This is a genomic window from Paenibacillus amylolyticus, assembly GCF_001570725.1.
GTDB lineage: Bacteria > Bacillota > Bacilli > Paenibacillales > Paenibacillaceae > Paenibacillus > Paenibacillus amylolyticus_A.
Genome location: NZ_BCNV01000005.1, coordinates 537,756 through 554,568, shown reverse-complemented (window position 1 = coordinate 554,568; position 16,813 = coordinate 537,756). Strand labels below are relative to the sequence as shown.

13 protein-coding genes are annotated in these 16,813 nt (G+C 49.5%); 2 read left to right on the top strand and 11 right to left on the bottom strand.

Annotated features, from left to right (window positions below; genetic code table 11):
* Positions 1–26: 26 nt before the first annotated feature.
* Positions 27–1,820, bottom strand: coding sequence for a vWA domain-containing protein (locus PAHA3_RS22435; protein ID WP_062836879.1), 1,794 nt, complete (start codon positions 1,818–1,820; stop codon positions 27–29).
* Between the two features lie 262 nt (positions 1,821–2,082).
* On the opposite strand from PAHA3_RS22435, the gene PAHA3_RS30595 reads away from it, so the two are divergent.
* Both PAHA3_RS30595 and PAHA3_RS22430 read left to right on the top strand, forming a co-directional pair.
* Positions 2,083–2,226 carry a hypothetical protein gene (locus PAHA3_RS30595; RefSeq protein ID WP_167350926.1) on the top strand — a complete coding sequence of 48 codons (144 nt, stop codon included), beginning with the start codon at positions 2,083–2,085 and terminating at the stop codon, positions 2,224–2,226.
* A 2-nt stretch (positions 2,227–2,228) separates the two neighbouring features.
* Positions 2,229–3,143 (top strand): hypothetical protein, encoded by a 915-nt coding sequence (locus PAHA3_RS22430; RefSeq protein WP_153028276.1) that lies wholly within the window; start codon positions 2,229–2,231, stop codon positions 3,141–3,143.
* 509 nt (positions 3,144–3,652) lie between these two features.
* Here the strand turns inward: PAHA3_RS22430 and PAHA3_RS22425 are convergent.
* The 10 genes from PAHA3_RS22425 to cobI form a co-directional block, all read right to left on the bottom strand.
* Positions 3,653–5,260: a DEAD/DEAH box helicase gene (locus tag PAHA3_RS22425; RefSeq protein WP_062836877.1), complete on the bottom strand. Its 1,608-nt coding sequence runs from the start codon at positions 5,258–5,260 to the stop codon at positions 3,653–3,655.
* Between the two features lie 1,116 nt (positions 5,261–6,376).
* Positions 6,377–7,828: a SulP family inorganic anion transporter gene (locus tag PAHA3_RS22420; RefSeq protein WP_062836876.1), complete on the bottom strand. Its 1,452-nt coding sequence runs from the start codon at positions 7,826–7,828 to the stop codon at positions 6,377–6,379.
* An 819-nt stretch (positions 7,829–8,647) separates the two neighbouring features.
* On the bottom strand, positions 8,648–10,318 hold the full coding sequence (locus PAHA3_RS22415) for an ABC1 kinase family protein (protein ID WP_062836875.1): 1,671 nt from the start codon (positions 10,316–10,318) through the stop codon (positions 8,648–8,650).
* On the bottom strand, positions 10,319–10,699 hold the full coding sequence (locus PAHA3_RS22410) for a phasin family protein (RefSeq protein WP_062836874.1): 381 nt from the start codon (positions 10,697–10,699) through the stop codon (positions 10,319–10,321).
* A 72-nt stretch (positions 10,700–10,771) separates the two neighbouring features.
* On the bottom strand, positions 10,772–11,410 hold the full coding sequence (locus PAHA3_RS22405) for a ThuA domain-containing protein (protein WP_062836873.1): 639 nt from the start codon (positions 11,408–11,410) through the stop codon (positions 10,772–10,774).
* 43 nt (positions 11,411–11,453) lie between these two features.
* Positions 11,454–12,173, bottom strand: coding sequence for an SDR family oxidoreductase (locus tag PAHA3_RS22400; RefSeq protein ID WP_062836872.1), 720 nt, complete (start codon positions 12,171–12,173; stop codon positions 11,454–11,456).
* 181 nt (positions 12,174–12,354) lie between these two features.
* On the bottom strand, positions 12,355–13,854 hold the full coding sequence (locus tag PAHA3_RS22395; RefSeq protein ID WP_062836871.1) for a cobyrinate a,c-diamide synthase: 1,500 nt from the start codon (positions 13,852–13,854) through the stop codon (positions 12,355–12,357).
* Between the two features lie 342 nt (positions 13,855–14,196).
* Positions 14,197–15,285 (bottom strand): cobalt-precorrin 5A hydrolase, encoded by a 1,089-nt coding sequence (locus PAHA3_RS22390; RefSeq protein ID WP_062836870.1) that lies wholly within the window; start codon positions 15,283–15,285, stop codon positions 14,197–14,199.
* Positions 15,278–16,075, bottom strand: coding sequence for a precorrin-4 C(11)-methyltransferase (cobM, locus tag PAHA3_RS22385; protein WP_062836869.1), 798 nt, complete (start codon positions 16,073–16,075; stop codon positions 15,278–15,280). The genes PAHA3_RS22390 and cobM overlap by 8 nt, the downstream gene beginning before the upstream one ends.
* Entirely contained in the window at positions 16,072–16,788 is a 717-nt protein-coding gene (gene cobI / locus PAHA3_RS22380) for a precorrin-2 C(20)-methyltransferase (protein ID WP_062836868.1), read from the bottom strand. The genes cobM and cobI overlap by 4 nt, the downstream gene beginning before the upstream one ends.
* Between the last annotated feature and the right edge of the window lie 25 nt (positions 16,789–16,813).

The following is a 16,813-nucleotide window of genomic DNA, read 5'->3' as shown; positions in this document are numbered from 1 at the left end:
CATTCCTTTTAAACCAAACAATCAACTTACACCAAATACTCAATTAAAATGGTTTTGTCCGCCTGTTGCAGCGGGATGCTCAGTCGGTCACCGTTCTTCAGTTCAACGCCTGAGCTTGCATCGACTGCACGACCGGATTTCTCCAGCGTACCGCCTGCGGTGCTACGGATTATAATTCGATCCCCATTGCTGGGCGTAAATACATATTTTTCGGTTTCCTTCAGCTCAGGGTCCAGTTGCAACAACTGATGCAGATGAAATCTGCCGCGGAAGGATACCAGCTTTTTATATTGTGGATATGACTTGTCTCCCGTGTTCTCATCACGAATCTCCACAACCATCTGACCTACAAATCCCCGGTTTTTGCGTTTCAGCCAGCCCATCAGGAACCAGGCACCAACACCGACCACAATCAGGGCTATAACACCCAGGATGACAGGTAACCAAGGAAACGGCTTGTCCTGTTCACCGCCTGACGTTGTTGGTTGAGATCCACTTCCGGCTGCTCCGCTCGCATTAATCGTGATTGGCGCACTTTCACGGTAGAAGCTGTCTTCTTCCGCACGGATGATCAACTCATAGTTATGATTGTCCGGTACTTCAAACGTTCCTGCAAAACCAGAACCTGTGTTTTCCAGCGGTTGTTCCTCGCTTTTCCCTGTATCTACATCTTTCACAACCAGCGAGGCCTTCATATCTGTATACAGATCATTATCCTGAAGTGGCTGACCGCCATTCTCCAGTTTGGCTGCAAGATCAACCTTGTCCCCTTTGGTATAGGACTTGGTCTTAATTGGGTCCACAACGAGCTGAAGATCATAGTTGAACAACAGGTTGATATCGATGCTGTCTTTTGGAGCCCCTTTTACCCGAAGTTTCCAGTCTCCCTCTTGGGGTTTCAACAGCTTCACGAGGGAATAACTCTTCGACGTCGAGAGCTTGGCTGCATCCGAATTCAGATCCACCGTCTTGCTGGAAGGGTCAGTTAACTGCACTTCCACTGGCTTCGAAGACATGATCGAAATGTTTGCTTCCAGCACACTGTCGTTTGGCACGTTCACGGTAACTTCCTGATAACTGCCGTTTCCTGTTACAGAGGGCAGCTTCACCACGTTCAGTTTGGCATGATCGGCGAAGATTTCACTCAGAATCTGTGGCAGATCATCCGGCGTATCGGTAATGAATGACTTGCCTCCGGTCTGCTGCGCCAGGTCTGCGAGTGCATCCTTATTCAGCTTGCCATCCGCGTTCAGTCCAATCGTATATACCGGAATACCCTGATCCTGTGCTTCCTTAACGGCTTTCGCGAGATCAGCGTCGGATTGTGCCTGTGTACGGCCTTTGGTTTTGTTAAAGTCATTGTTACCATCCGCCAGTAGCACGATCATCGGTGAGTGGGATGGGTCTGCACCATGATTCAGTATATTCACGGCTTCGGCGACACCAACTGAGACATCGGTATATGGCCCCCGGCCGAGCTGATCAATAAAATCCTTTAGGCTGCTCTTGTCCGCATCGGACTGAATCTCCAGCATAGCCTTTTCCCGCTCCACCTGATCGGTATAAGCGACAATCCCTACCTTGTCCCCCTGGACTGGCAGCATATCAATAAACATTTTCATGGCTTCATTACTGATCTTGTCACGGTCACTTGTATTCATCGAGTTACTTACATCGGCTACAAGTACCGCATCAATTCCGCTCGTCTGTGCCTGAGCCGCTGCAGCTTGTGGCAGCAACGCTTGAGGTAGCAGTAGCGTTAGAATTGCCAGCAGAACCATCGTTCCACTGAGCCAGCGTATTTTGCGTGTCCGCAGCATTGGGTGTACTCCTTCACGTTTGAGATTAAAATGGGAATAGTTTATTATAGGCGTCAAGCCTTAAGGAAATCTTAACAGTCTACTAATAAATTCTGAAAAGCACCCCTATCTTGAGTTACAGTTTTGTAATGACTGACAAAAATCGACGATTTCACGCCTGTAACTGGAACAAAAGTACCAACTATGGAAATATGATATAGTTATTGCCAGCAAACTGCAATATAACAGCGCTTGTTTACCAAGCTATAGAAGGGAACGGATTATGGTTACATACGGATGCCTCGCCATATTGTTTCTTTTTGTCATGATAAAGGGTTTTGCACTCCAGCTTCATCGGCGGAAACCGGTCTCCCGCGAAGACACGGATCGTACCCTCTACACTATTCTGAATGGTGAGCGTGATTGAGCATGAGTACTAAACTAGTTGTATCCATACGACCATTTCATCGAACGACCTATGCCTATGAAAAGTTGCAAGTCTGCTCACGTTGTGGGCAGTATACCTGCCTGTGGGAAGATGAATGCACGGCCTGTGGCCGAGGTACCTTGAATTCCGTTCAGGAGAAAGCAACTTCCCGTGTGAAACGCCGGATTGCACGCGACCTGTTCATTACGATTTTGTTCGGTGCAGGGGCCACCTATTTCGGTGAGACCATAGATCAGACCATGGCGGCGGCCAGTGTTTCCTTGCTGCTTCTGGCCTTACTGATCTTCATGCAGAAACGTTCGTTCGAGGTAGAGCAGCAGCGCGAGTTGAAGCGCACGTTGCAACAGGATGAGGAACTCATCCGCCAGGGCATCAACCGCAACTGGGCTCTGGTCGCCGAAGCCCGAAAGCAGGATGAAGCACTTGCCTATGAGATGCTCCGCGAGATCGGCTCACTCGTCTACAATGACCGAATTCGACTGCAACAGGTTGCGCTGTTACAATCCTTTGTCCTGCGCAGTGATATGGATCTTCAGCTCAAGCCCTTGCTGCTACACAGTTTCGAGCGGCTGCTCGCTGAATATATCGGTGAGATTGCACGGCTTAAGCCGGATTTGATCCGGGAAGACGCGATTCGTTATATCGCGACCTATGAAGTGAACATTTTACAGCTCCACAACGGAATTCAGATTCTTACAGCCGTTGCTGCTGCTGCTGTGCGCAAGAGCAAATATATTGAGTTATTCCCTAGTCTTATTACCCGCTACGCCCGCTTTATGCCCAAAGACCGATTCATGCGGCTCTATCACACGATTGAACGGTATCCGAGCAAAGCACGTGGGGGACTGGCAGAGTCGGTAGGCCGGGTGTATAACGAGAAATATCGGGATCAATAAACAGATGTTCATGTGTAGGGATGATATATCGAGATAGAAAAACGTAATTTAGTGCAAACTCACTCCGTGTATATAGACGAATGCAATTTCATCCACCCCTGCATGCACATCGGCAACAGGTATCGAATGTTATGATTCTAATGATATAAGAATTAATCCAAAAACACCCCATCCTTAGGTCTAGGATGAGGTGTTTTGAATTTTATGGAAGTCTGCCACGTGCTATACGCAGTACACGGACAGAAAGAAAAACTAGATGGGGAATACCTAAAAGGCATCTTCCATGGATCAAGCAGGCACGCCAACAGGCACTCTCAGATGACAAAAAGAATAAGCCGAAATTCATCTGTCCTGTTAAAAAAGGGGCCGCGACGTGGTTCCGTCGCGACCCTTGATCTGAGGGTTCGGTACATCTGTACCCGAGCCCTCTCATAATGTGCCATGCCCATCACTGTGGCATGGCATGGTGCCTGCGCAATTGCGGCTGTATCGCCGCTTGCGCCAAGGCTTTACCGTCCGCGACGTGAATCGCGACGGTCGCCCTTCGCCGGTCCGCGTCCTGCGGATTCCGGACGGCGAGAGCCTTCGCTACTGCGCCCGGAGGTGCGCTTGTCGGCACTACGGCCAGCCCAGCCGCTGCTAGCTGCACCGCGTCCGCCTTGGCCCGCTGCTCCGCGACTGCTGTCGCTGCTGCGTGCAGAACCACGGCCTGCGCTGCGCTCGTCGCCACTGCGACCTGCACCGCGGCCACCTTGACCCGCTGCACCACGACTGCTGTCGCTGCTGCGGCCACCGCTACGACCACCACTGCGTCCGCCTTCACTGCGGCCACCTTCGCCACTGCGGGAACCACGACCCCCACGTCCGCCATCTCTGCGATCGTTACGGCCTGCACCACGACGGGCACTGCCAGTTCCGGAAGAACGTCCGCCTGAACGTTCGTCATCCCCCTGACTGTTGATGGAACGTCTAGCTGCTCCAGTCGAAGCAATTGGACCTTCGCTCGTCCACTGGATACGCGACAGCTTCTGGTCGATCCCTTGTTCAATACGTGCAAGCTCTGGTCTGTCGTGCTCTGTTGCAAACGTCACAGCAAGACCTGTACCGCCAGCACGGCCCGTACGACCGATCCGGTGAATATAACTTTCTGCATCATGCGGCATATCGTAGTTAAATACATGCGTTACGCCTTCTACATCAAGTCCGCGTGCAGCTACATCTGTAGCAACGAGCACTTGCAGTTTGGCATCACGGAACGCTTTCATTACGTTCTCACGCTTGGATTGGGACAGATCTCCATGAAGTTCATCACTTGCATAACCTGCTTCACGCAGATCTTGGTTCAGCTTGGATGCACGACGCTTGGTCCGGCAGAAAATGATCGCCAAGTATGGGCGATACGTATCAATCATGCCGCGAAGCGCCTCGAGCTTACCGCGATCCGTGCACTCCAGCACTTGCTGGCGAATCTGTTTGATCGGGATAACAGATTGGGAAGATACTTTTACATCTTCCGGATCTTTCATGTAAGTCTTCGCCAGGTTGCGAATACCCTTCGGCATCGTTGCTGAGAACAGCATTGTCTGACGTTTATGTGGCAGCTCGCTAAGAATCGTCTCCACATCGTCCAGGAAGCCCATGTGCAGCATTTGGTCGGCTTCATCCAGCACCAGTTTTTTTACATTATCAAGCTTCAACGTGCCCCGACGCAGGTGATCCAGCAGACGACCGGGCGTACCAATAACGATCTGGGTACCGTTCTGCAATTTACGCAGTTGCTTGTCCACATCCTGCCCGCCGTATACCGCAAGCACGTGCAGTTTATCGTCGTTTGCCGTGAGCTTCTTCGCTTCTTCCGTAATTTGCAGCGCAAGCTCACGCGTAGGCGCGATAATCAGCGCTTGCGGCGAACGGTCGGATACGTTAATTTTCTGAATGATCGGCAGCAAAAAAGCCAGCGTTTTCCCTGTGCCTGTCTGTGCCTCAGCAATAATATCACGTCCACCCAGCAGTACCGGAATCGAACGCTCCTGTACCGGAGTCGGCACGGCGATGCCCTGATGTTTCAGGATCTCGCACCATTCCGGGCGAATGCCCAGTTGTTCAAAGTTTGCCAATCGTTACACCTCTGTATATTCATTTAGATAAGTCCATTTCATAATGACCTTAGTATCAGTATCTGCCATCAAGACTAGTTTTCCTTATATCAACCATGATTATGAAATGAATTTTTTAAAAAGCAATCCACTCGTTGCTCTTCTTCTCCATACCCTGTAGTTTACACGTTAGTCAAGCAAAACAAAAGGGGATACAGGGTTACACCCCCAACTTGTAGCACAAAATTCCAAGATCCGCGTGACTTGTATCGACCAAGTGAGTTTGAGGATGGTTTTGAAGAGTAACTATTGGAGCTCCCCCCGAGCATGGTGATGAGTGTAATATCCTAAAATTAGTTCGAAGGTTGACTCTGTGAATGGGTTGAGGATTGAACTGAACGCGGTGGAGCGGTGGGTAGATGGTAGATCGGGGTATACTGTGTGTAAATGGGTCGAAAAATAGTTTTCACGATGTGAATTACTACCACCACTAATTCTAACGAACCGAGGACACCTTATTCCGTCGATTAGAGCGGTTTGTAATTTCTAACGAACTCCAGCCACCTTATTACTCGTAAATACACGATAAACGGCCTCTATATTGGCGATATTAGCAAAATAAGATGTCTGAGATTCGTTAGATTAACGAAAACAGCAAATAACCCCATATAAGACGTGTCAGGTTCGTTAGAATTTACACATACTGAAGGACACAGGCTTCAACACAATAACATCGACTAGAACCAGAACATCAACTGCAAAAACTAGAACTAGGAACAACAACCAAAAATAATTAACACTGCCTATACTTCTACTAGAGGTACCACTACTACCATTAGAACTGCCACTAGAACTACTACTATTCCTTCTTCTTCGCTGTACACACCACATTCTCTAATAAAAACAACGACGCCCTCTCCCCGATTTACATTGGGAAAAAGTACGCCGCTGATTCAAAAGTATCTTTTTATGTTGTCTACTACAAAGGCTTTCCCATGTCCACTCACCACTACTTTGGACAGTAGCCTTCATAACTTCATTGCTTGTTTAGATCCTTAAATTCCAAATTTACTGAACTGTTAATTTTTCACCTTATCTGCATAACCACATTTCGACTTGCACCTTCGTCCGAACAAGTTACGAACCGTGCCCTCCAGCTGTGGCAAATCCACTCCGTTCAAGAATGCGAGTGCTCTCTTCGTTCAACCCACGCAGGTGCACGGTTTTGCCTAGCTTCGCGTATTTGAATTTCACTTTGCCAATAGCCACAACCGCGGTATTGTCCCAGATATGTGACCCTCCGAAATCAATCGTGATCTCCTTCGGATCAGCTTCCGCATCGAACTCATCCACAAAGCGGGACGAAGACCCGAAGAAGAGTGGTCCGTGAACCCGATAGACCTTCTGTCCTTGTTCCTGGCTCGCCTGTACGCGGATCTTGGTCTGTTTCCAGCCAAAATGCAGCACACTGAGCACAACGCCGACCATGACCCCGATCGACAGATCGTGAGTATAGACCACAATCGCCACCGTCACGATCATGACAAAGGCTTCCGCCCGCGGCACGCGAGCAATATTTTTGATAGAACTCCAGTCGAATGTTCCGATGCACACCATAAACATTACACCGACGAGCGCACCCATCGGTACCTGTTTCACCACACCGCTAAACAGCAGCAACAGGATTGCGAGAAACGCACCCGCAGTAAACGTCGATAATCTTCCACGTCCACCAGATTTCACATTAATGACCGACTGCCCGATCATCGCACAGCCGCCCATGCCGCCAAACAAACCGTTCACAAAATTCGCGATACCCTGACCACGCACTTCACGGTTCTTGCTGCTCTTCGTCTCGGTCATCTCATCCACGATGGTTGCGGTCAGCAGGGATTCCAGCAATCCAACCAGTGCCATGGTGAATGAATAAGGCAGCAGAATCATCAGTGTGTCCCAAGTCCATGAAATATTCGGCAAATGGAACATCGGCAGAGTACTCGTTATATTTCCCATGTCACCGACTGTCCTTACATCGAGATGAAACACCAAAGTAATAATCGTCATCACGATGATTGCAATCAGTGGAGCTGGAATGCCTTTGAAAAATCGTGGCAAAATATAGACGATCGCCAGCGTGCCCGCTACCATCGCATACATGATCCAGTTCGCTCCCGTGAAGTGAGTTAACTGCGCCATAAAGATCAGGATAGCCAGTGCATTCACGAATCCGGTCAGTACCGAATGAGGCACAAACGTAATAAACCGTCCAACCTTAAATATGCCCAGTAGAAACTGGATAATGCCCGTCAATATCGTCGCTGCAAAAAGATATTCCACGCCATAATCCTTGACGAGTCCAACCATCAGTACCGCCATCGCACCTGTTGCCGCTGAGATCATGCCTGGTCTTCCACCAGCGATCGAGATCACAATCGCAATCGTAATCGAAGCGTACAATCCGACCATCGGATCGACACCAGCAATGATGGAGAAAGCAATGGCTTCCGGAATTAACGCCAGCGCTACCGTAATGCCTGCCAGCACGTCTCCGCGAATGTTGCCAAACCATTGTTGTTTTAAAGTATTCATATGTTCTTTGCCGTTCCTCCTACGTGTATTCCTCATAATGGACAATCCTACTGAAGAGTAACGGAAGCCGTTCACACTAACCAACTACCCAGGACAGCACAAAACAACGGACTCCTCTCCGCATCATTCGCCTATGCTCTTGCCTGAGTTTCATCATTCTTTCCCATCCGTATAGCTTGACGGGTTAATGAGCGCTCACGTCGTTTCCGTTCCAGTGTGTACCGCTAGCATTCCATTGCTGCCTCAGTTGATTTAATCGTGCGACAACAGGAGCTGATCCTGAAGCCAATAGGTCTTCCCCTCTCAGAAAAACCGGGTCCGTTAATGTACTGACCTATTATTATAGTCACAGGACTGGATATGTACTAATACAATTAAGGCGAAAAAACTGAACCTTATCTCCTATTATCTTAATCTTTCTATAATTTACTCACCCATGCTCTATTCACAAACAAATAATCTCACTGTCGCAAAAGGTTTCGCCACCCAGATGATCCGGATCTTTGGCGCTTCACATATTTCTGCATTCATTGGTATCTAGGCTCTAGTTTCTGGTCTGCCTGCCTCTCCTGATCCAATACGGTAGCAGATAGAACATAGCGACAATGCCCGTAGCTATCAGACTGACCCAAATCGCATTTAGGGTTAGGGTCTGTGTCACCAGATAAGAATCCCGGTTAAAAACGTTAGAACAAGGTTACTGACCATCTTTTTCAAAGTATCCCACCCTTTCATGTCTATAGAGCTATGCAAAATAATACAAAAAACAACCCGTAAAGATCCTTTGATAAAAGTCTCTTTACGGGTCTTGTTGTTATGCTAGAATCTTCCCGATTTGAAGATCGAATAGAGCAGGAAAGCCACCATCAGAATCGCCACCAGGAAACCAATCTCAATGACCGGAATATCCCACAACATCGTGGACTGATGACTGATCGACGAACCGATAATCAAGCCCACCATGATGATACAAAAGGCGAGTAACACGATACTAAAGGACAGTCGATTACTAATCTGGTCCATTCTGCGCATGAGTGCGTCCAGTTCAGGGACACTGATCTCCAGCCTCAGCTTGCCTTTGCTAATAATGGATGATAACTGTCTTAACTGTCCTGGCAGACCGATGACACTTTCGGCCATATCAGCCGCACTGCGGAACAACCGATTCTTGATTCTTCCGGCGCTAAAACGTTCCTTGATCAGTTTCCGTCCAAAAGGCTCGGCCATATCTACAATGCTCAGGGAAGGATCGAGATGTTCGATTACACCTTCCATCGTCAGCAACGATTTACCGAGCAGAAGAATATCCGCAGGCATGACAACCCGGTGCCTCTGGGCTACACCGAACAAGTCATTCAACGCCTGACCCACACTAATCTTGGAAAAGGGAATATCGTAATATTTGCTACGCAACTTGTCCAAATCCACATGAAGCCCACGCAGATCCATGTCATCAGGCATCATGCCAAGTTTCTCAATTGCCCGGATCATACTGTCCGTATCTTTGCGCATTAACCCAATAATAAGCGAAGCAAGCTGCTGTTTCATCTCATCGCTCAGACTGCCCACCATACCGAAGTCTATAAAAGCAAGACGTCCATCCTTCAATACCATCAGGTTCCCCGGATGTGGGTCAGCGTGAAAGAATCCCTGGATAAAGATCTGATTCAATAATGAATCCACCAGCCGCTCTGCGATATTATTCAGATCATGGCCGCGTCTGACCAGTTCTTCACGATCATTGAGTTTGATACCTTCGATATATTCCATAGTGAGCACACGGGACGAAGTCTGATCCCAGTAGATTGCCGGGATTTTGACCTTGTTGTCCTGTTGATATTGCTGTGCAATCTTTTCCGTATTGCGTCCTTCGACCGTATAATCCAGCTCAGCCATTAATGCCTGAGCATATTCTTCTACCATTTGCGGAATCTGATATTGCTTCACCCAATCCCAGCGTTTCTCCGCCATGGCTGTCAGTTCACGCAAAATATCTAGGTCACGCTGCACAATACGCGATATACCCGGCCGCTGAATCTTGATGGCTACCGACTCACCGCTTCGAAGTTTGCCCAGATGCACCTGTCCAATGCTGGCTGCAGCTACAGGGGTATCCTCGAACCGGGAAAAGATCTCCTCCAGCGGTGTATCCAATTCCTGTTCCAAAATACCCCGTGCCGTCTCGGAAGAGAACGGGGGGACCTGATCCTGCAACTTCACCAGTTCGCGAATGACAGACTCAGGCAATAGATCTGCCCTTGTGCTTGCGAGTTGCCCCAGCTTAACGAAAGCTGGCCCCAGCTCCTGCAGCACAAGCCTGATGCGTTCACTCAACGTTTTGGTGGTGTGTGCTTCACGCGACATCCACCGTCTGGGCAGAGCCAGCAACTGGAACAAGCCCAGCTCCTCGACCATATAACCGAAGCCATGACGCACGAGCGCCATGGCAATTTCACGGTATCTGCCGACATGTTTGATTCGCACTGCCATCTACTCGATCTCGTTTCCTTTGAGAGGAGGAGGAACTTCAAGCGGAGCCGGGGATTCATCAGGTTGAAGCTGTGGTGAGTGGCCCAGTTCGGCAAGTTTTTTCTCCAGGACGGCAACGCGCTGTTCCAGACTGGTTACATCACTTTCGGATGCCACACCAGCTTCCTGAAGCACTCGTTTAACCTGTTCCTGAATCACCCGTTTGAGCTGACCTTGCTCTTCATCGCCCCGTTCCAGCAGGCGTTCAACCAACGCTTTGGATTCACCGGGCGCAAGTTCCCCGCGCTTGACCAAATCATCCACGGTTTTCTCAATTTTCTCTTTGCTTACGACAGTAAGACCAAGCCCTAACGAGATCGCCTTTTTGAACAAATCGCTCATTTTTGTCATCCTCCTCTTCGTTGATCTCTATATTATACCCCTTATACTCCACATGCAAAAATGTCCGTTCGATTAGACGTAACGTGCAGCCCATTTGCCTGCTTGCAGGAGTAATTTACGGTACGTCTCGTGCGCAAAAGACGGCACATGGTGACCCGGCATAAGATAAACAATCCGCCCAACACCATATCGATGTGCCCATACCGCGGGCTTCGGTCCTTCTTCAGACTGATATTCCAGCAATATCTTCGTTTCGGCAAAAGAACCAAACTCGAACTGGTATGCTTCTTCCTCCATCGTAAAACTGGTAATGCCCTCCGTCACCGGATGGTTTTCCTCCGTTACGGTGAATTCAAGCGGTGCGTAAGCTGGATGATGCAGGAACTTGGCCCCGATCATCTGTTTGAGTTCATAACGATTTTGGAGCGAAATACCGTTATGTATAATGACCAGTCCACCTCCATTACTTACATAGGACAACAAACCTGCTGTCTGTTGTGGAGAGACTTTCCCCTTCCAATCGTCCATGTATGAGATACACACATCAAATCCGGTTATATTTTCTTGCAGCAGCATATTCCGGTTCTCACTGCACTGCACTGTCATAGTATCATGGAAAATTCGGCTAATCTCCGCATCCACCCCCTGAAGCGGGTGCCAGTCCGGATGTGTATAATCGCCAAGTAGCAACGCTTTTTTACGATGATCCATTCAATCAATCTCCTTTCTTGTTCACCTCACTGTATAAAACCAACTACCAGGGAAGCGTGTCTCCCTTGTAGTCAACATATGCGGGCTGATCTCCTTTAAACTGTTCATGGCGGTCGATAAGTACTGCGATATGCTGTGCAGATTGCTCGGGCGTGAGATCCGCAGAAGCATCCAATTCTCCCCGCATATAACTCTGTACCCAACCAGGATGCACAAGCATCACTTGTCCGCCTTCATCCTTCAGACCATTGTGCACAAGACGGGCCTGCATGTTCAAAGCAGCTTTGGACATACAATAGGCATACCAGCCATCCCGACTGCATTGCTCTATACTTCCAGCCTCGGAAGAGATATCAACAATCAGCTTGACCTGTCCTTGAAGAAGGAGGGGTAACAGGGAATGAGTCACACGCAGTGTACCTAAAGTGTTCACATTAAATACTTCAGCCATCTCCGCCATATTCAACGGCCCGCGGATATGATCCGTAATACTTCCTAGTATAGCCGCATTATTGATCAGCATATCCAGATGATTCGTATCCAGCTTCAATGTCTCTGTGAACAGAGCTACTGACAGGTCGTCCGCGATATCCAATTCGATCGCACGCAGATGGTCAGGATACCCTTCTGCAAGCACACGAATTCCCTCGGAATCCTCTACGTCCAGACCCGCCGCATACACGAGATAACCTCTCTTGAGCATCTGTGCCGTCAAAGCCAACCCCAAACCCCGGGCAGCTCCCGTTACACATACGGTTCTCATACGATGTCCCTCCCTCGCATAATGATTCTGTCTTTAACTCATTCCACATATTCATCTGAAAACCTTTAATTGATCGTGGGGATCACCAACTTCACGACCAAAGTCTCAGGAGGAAAAAGCGAGATTAGAGCCATTTTGCTTATTGAATTCAGCTATCTATTTGAGCTATAAATAGCTTCTATTATCTCTGCATATATCGCTCCTGTCGATAGGCTAGACAATGCTCCAGCCATCTTTGAGCGGCTGCCGGGTAAGAGCCCAGATGAACGTGCGTATACCCCGCCACAATGTTGCCTGCGGCATACCCTTCTTGCTTCAAGCCACGCAACCCCTTGGTCTCATAAGCATAAGGGATCGTTTCTTCTTCACGATAGGTCATCGTGGAATAATGGAATTCATGACCCCGAAGCACCTCACCCTTTTTCAGCAAAAAGCAATCCTGAACACTACTCGCTTCACGATAACCAAGCGCGGCGCGCTTCTTCTGCATCTGCACCTGTGCGGGGATAATACCCGCCATGTCGAAAGTAGCGCCCTCACGGTTGGTCAACGTTTCCCCAAGCACCATGTAACCTCCACACTCGGCAAATAAAGGCATGTTGGATTGTGCTGCCCGTCGAAGTCCTTCCAGAAACCCTTGGTTACCGGCAATCTCTGCTGCAAATTCCTCGGGAAACCCGCCGCCCAAATAGATGCTATCCACATCTGTTGGAATACCTTCGCCAGCGAGCGGGCTGAAGTATTGTAATCGAGCCCCGGCCGCTTCGAGCAATTCCAAATTATCGGGATAATAGAAATTAAATGCCGCATCGCGCGCAACGGCAATGACAGGCTGCATCGCATATGATACATGTCGATTATTATCGTTGATCACTGAATTGGAATGTGGATCGTAATTTAGGCCTGATTCAGCATTAGCAGGATCAGTGCTGGCAATAGTCTTAGGACTCACCTCTTCTGCATTCAAAGGCGGGGCGCTTGCTGCGAGATCCAGCAGAAGATCCAGATCGGTGCCTTCCATCAACACATCGGCTGCCCGCTGAAATAATGGTTCCAATTCACCGCGCTCGATGGCAGGCACCAGTCCCAGATGTCTCTCTGGGATGGACATGTCTTCGTCCCGCTTCAGCCAGCCGACCACCGGAATGCCACACATCTGCTCAATGGCTTTTTTCACAATCGTATAGTGCCCCGCACTTCCACAACGGTTGACGATCACTCCGGCAATATGTAATTCAGGCTCTAACTGTTGAAAACCTAGTACAATCGCGGCCGCACTGCGAGCCATGCTGCGTACATCCACGACCAGGATCACAGGAGTTTGGGTCACTAGAGCAATCTCTGCAGTTGAGCCTGTATTGCTGAGCGGATCTTTGCCATCGTAGAGGCCCATAACGCCTTCTATAATGGAAATATCATGCCCGGCAGATGCTTTCTCGAACGTATGCTTCACGTATTCAGGCGATGTCATCCATGCATCCAGATTACGGGACGGTCTGCCCGTGACGGCGGTATGGTATGTCGGATCAATATAATCCGGGCCGCATTTGAACCCTTGTACACTCAATCCACGCTGAGCGAGTGCTCTCATCAACCCCAAGGTTACTGTCGTTTTCCCTGCACCGCTTCCGGTGCCTGCGATGATCAGTCGGGGTCTGGTGTTAAGATTTGCAATGGTCATTGTCATTTCCACCTTTTCTTGCGATATCGAATTCTTCAGCTCCGCTGAAAACGTATAAATTCTATAATCTAAACAAAACCGCATCATACACCGATGCGGTCAAAGTTAATGCACAATTTGTATTCATGAAATGAATGTTTACACAATAACGGAGAGGACAGAAATAACCTGAAGAAGCGGAGCTAAAAGCTTTCTGAAAGAAGGCTACATCGGAAGCATACGCTTATCACCGGATTTTACCCTTTGAAAAGGGAATCAAAAAAATCGGGGATAACAGCGATCAGAAGGGTATTCTGTCATCGCAGTGCTATTGTGTAAAGTAGATTAACTTCATGCATATCTCTACTCAAATGAAACCCGGGCAACGGAGATCGTCAGATTGCCGCTCTTTTTCTTCTCAAGCAGCCAATGATCGGCTCCCGAGGAGAGCAACGCCGCAGGTTCACTTACGCCATATGCTCCGGTATATTTGAACACCGTCTCCGAAGGATTCGCAAGCTTCACCGTATTCAGCTCCGCAGGGGTGTAGGTCACCAGCTCCCAGCCGTATTTGGTGCAGAGGGCCAACAGGCCCTCTTCATCTTTTTTCAGATCAATCGTGGCAATGTTGCGCACGCTCTTCACGGAGAGGGATAACTCCTCCAAGGTGGCGAGGACTTCCTGCTCTAATTCCTCTACAGATGTACCGCGATTGCACCCCATACCGAGCACGAGGCTTTTCGGGCGATACAGTACGCCATTGGTGAGAAAACGTTCCTCTTCTTCTGCTGAAAGCAGGCGGTCACTGACGACCAGCGCAGCGTTGAACGGGAATGATGCCGTTTCCTCCAGGCTGCTGAAGACACGGATATGATCTGGCACAGGTTTGTTATATTTCCACCAGTTCCGCTCCCCCGTCTCCTGAATGAGAGCTACAGGCTCTTCGTTTACTACAGCCGCACTGACCGGTGTTGCTTTGTCGAAGCTATCCACGATCCAACCCAACTCCCGGCCGAACATGTCCACCGGAATGGTGCCTTGCACGTCTGAAGCTGTTGTGATCACCGCACGTGCGCCGAGCACTTCAGCGACCTGACGTGTCAACTCATTGGCACCGCCTAGATGACCGGACAGCACACTGATCACATTTTCGCCGCGGTCATCAATGACCAGCACGGCGGGATCAACTTTTTTGTCCACCAGAATCGGAGCAATCATCCGCACAACCGCACCCAAAGAGATGAATAGAATAATGCCGTTATATCGCTTGAACAAGTCAGGCAAAATCAGCTTCACCGAACCTTCAAACAGCTCATAACCTAACTGTTCTTCATCTCCACGGGCAAACTTGCTCATATAATAGACATCGGTGCCCTGGAACTGCCCCGCAAGATTACGCACCATCTCCACACCATGTTTCGTAATGGCAACAGCTGCAAATGGATTACCCACCGGACTTCACTCCCTTGCGGTAGCCATGGGTGAAAGATTTATCGTACAGCTTGGAACGGTGGGCATCCCGGTTCACGAGGTCAGGATCAAGCGCCCAGCCTGCCAAAATCATCGCATGCATTGTAATGCCTGCGGCACGCAGATCCGCTGCCAGATTGGCAAGTGTGGTCCGTACAATCTTTTGATCAGGCCATGTTGCCCGCTGCACGACTGCTACCGGTGTATCTTCGCTCCAGCCTGCGGCGAGGAATTCAACGACGACTTTTTTCGCCAAAGTCGCACTCAGGAAGAGCGCCACCGTACAGTGATGGGATGCGAGATCACGTAGCTTCTCCCGTTCAGGTACAGGGGTACGTCCTTCTGCACGCGTCAGAATTACGGTCTGCGTCAGTTCTGGTACGGTAAGTTCAGCCCCTAATGCAGCTGCCGAAGCAAAGACCGAACTCACACCCGGAATGATCTCATATTCCACACCCTGCTGTTTCAGTAGCACCATTTGTTCCAGAATTGCGCCGTACATCGCCGGATCACCCGTATGTACACGAGCTACGCTGCGACCTGCACGAGTCGCTTCACACATCAGCTCGACCTGACGTTCCAAGTCCATGCCAGAGCTTTGCAGCACTTCTGCCTCAGGCTTTGCGATCGCAATCAGCTCATCATTCACGAGGGAATCCGTATACAGCACCAGATCCGCACTTCTCAAAATGTTCGAACCCTTCACCGTAATCAGTTCCGGGTCTCCCGGGCCAGCGCCTACGATGTAGACTTTCGCTTCCAATGTCTTCATTTGCTCACCACCATCAGACTCAGATATTCCAGCTCCTGCCCTTTCAGTTCACGGGCATCGCGCCAGACCAGTTCATATGGAGAAGTGACTTTGGTAACAACCGAAGCTTTGCCGCCGAGTCCCATCTCATCCAGTAATTCAAGCATCAGGTCAAGCACCTTTGCCACCTTGATAAATACAATCGTATCGTGATGCTCAATCGCCTGCCGCATCGCTTCTTTATCTGCCGTAGCCGGAATGATGCCCACCTGTTCGTCTCCGTCTGCCAGATGGATATCCAGTGCTGCCGCTGCACCCAACACGGATGAGATGCCTGGGATTGAACTAATTGGCACTTCAGGATGCAGCTCTCGCATTAATCGTGCCAGATGAATAAATGTACTGTACAAGTTCGGGTCACCCTCGGTTACAAAGGCCACATCCTTGCCTTCCTTGAGCGCACCCCAGCATGCTTCAACAGTCTTGCCCCACTCGCGTTCGAGCACAACCGGGTCTTTCGTCATCGGGAAAATCAAGCCGAGCATCTCTTTTTCTTCCGGGTTCACATACAGTTCCACGATCTCGTGGGCGTACGATTTACCGCCTTTGCGCTTCTTCGGGTAAGCAACCACGGGACATTCCCGGATCATCCGGTACGCCTTCACGGTAATCAGCTCCGGGTCTCCCGGCCCGACACCCACGCCATACAGCGTACCTACTGCTGCCGTACTCATGTTGTTTTCCCCCTTGTCCTGTCCT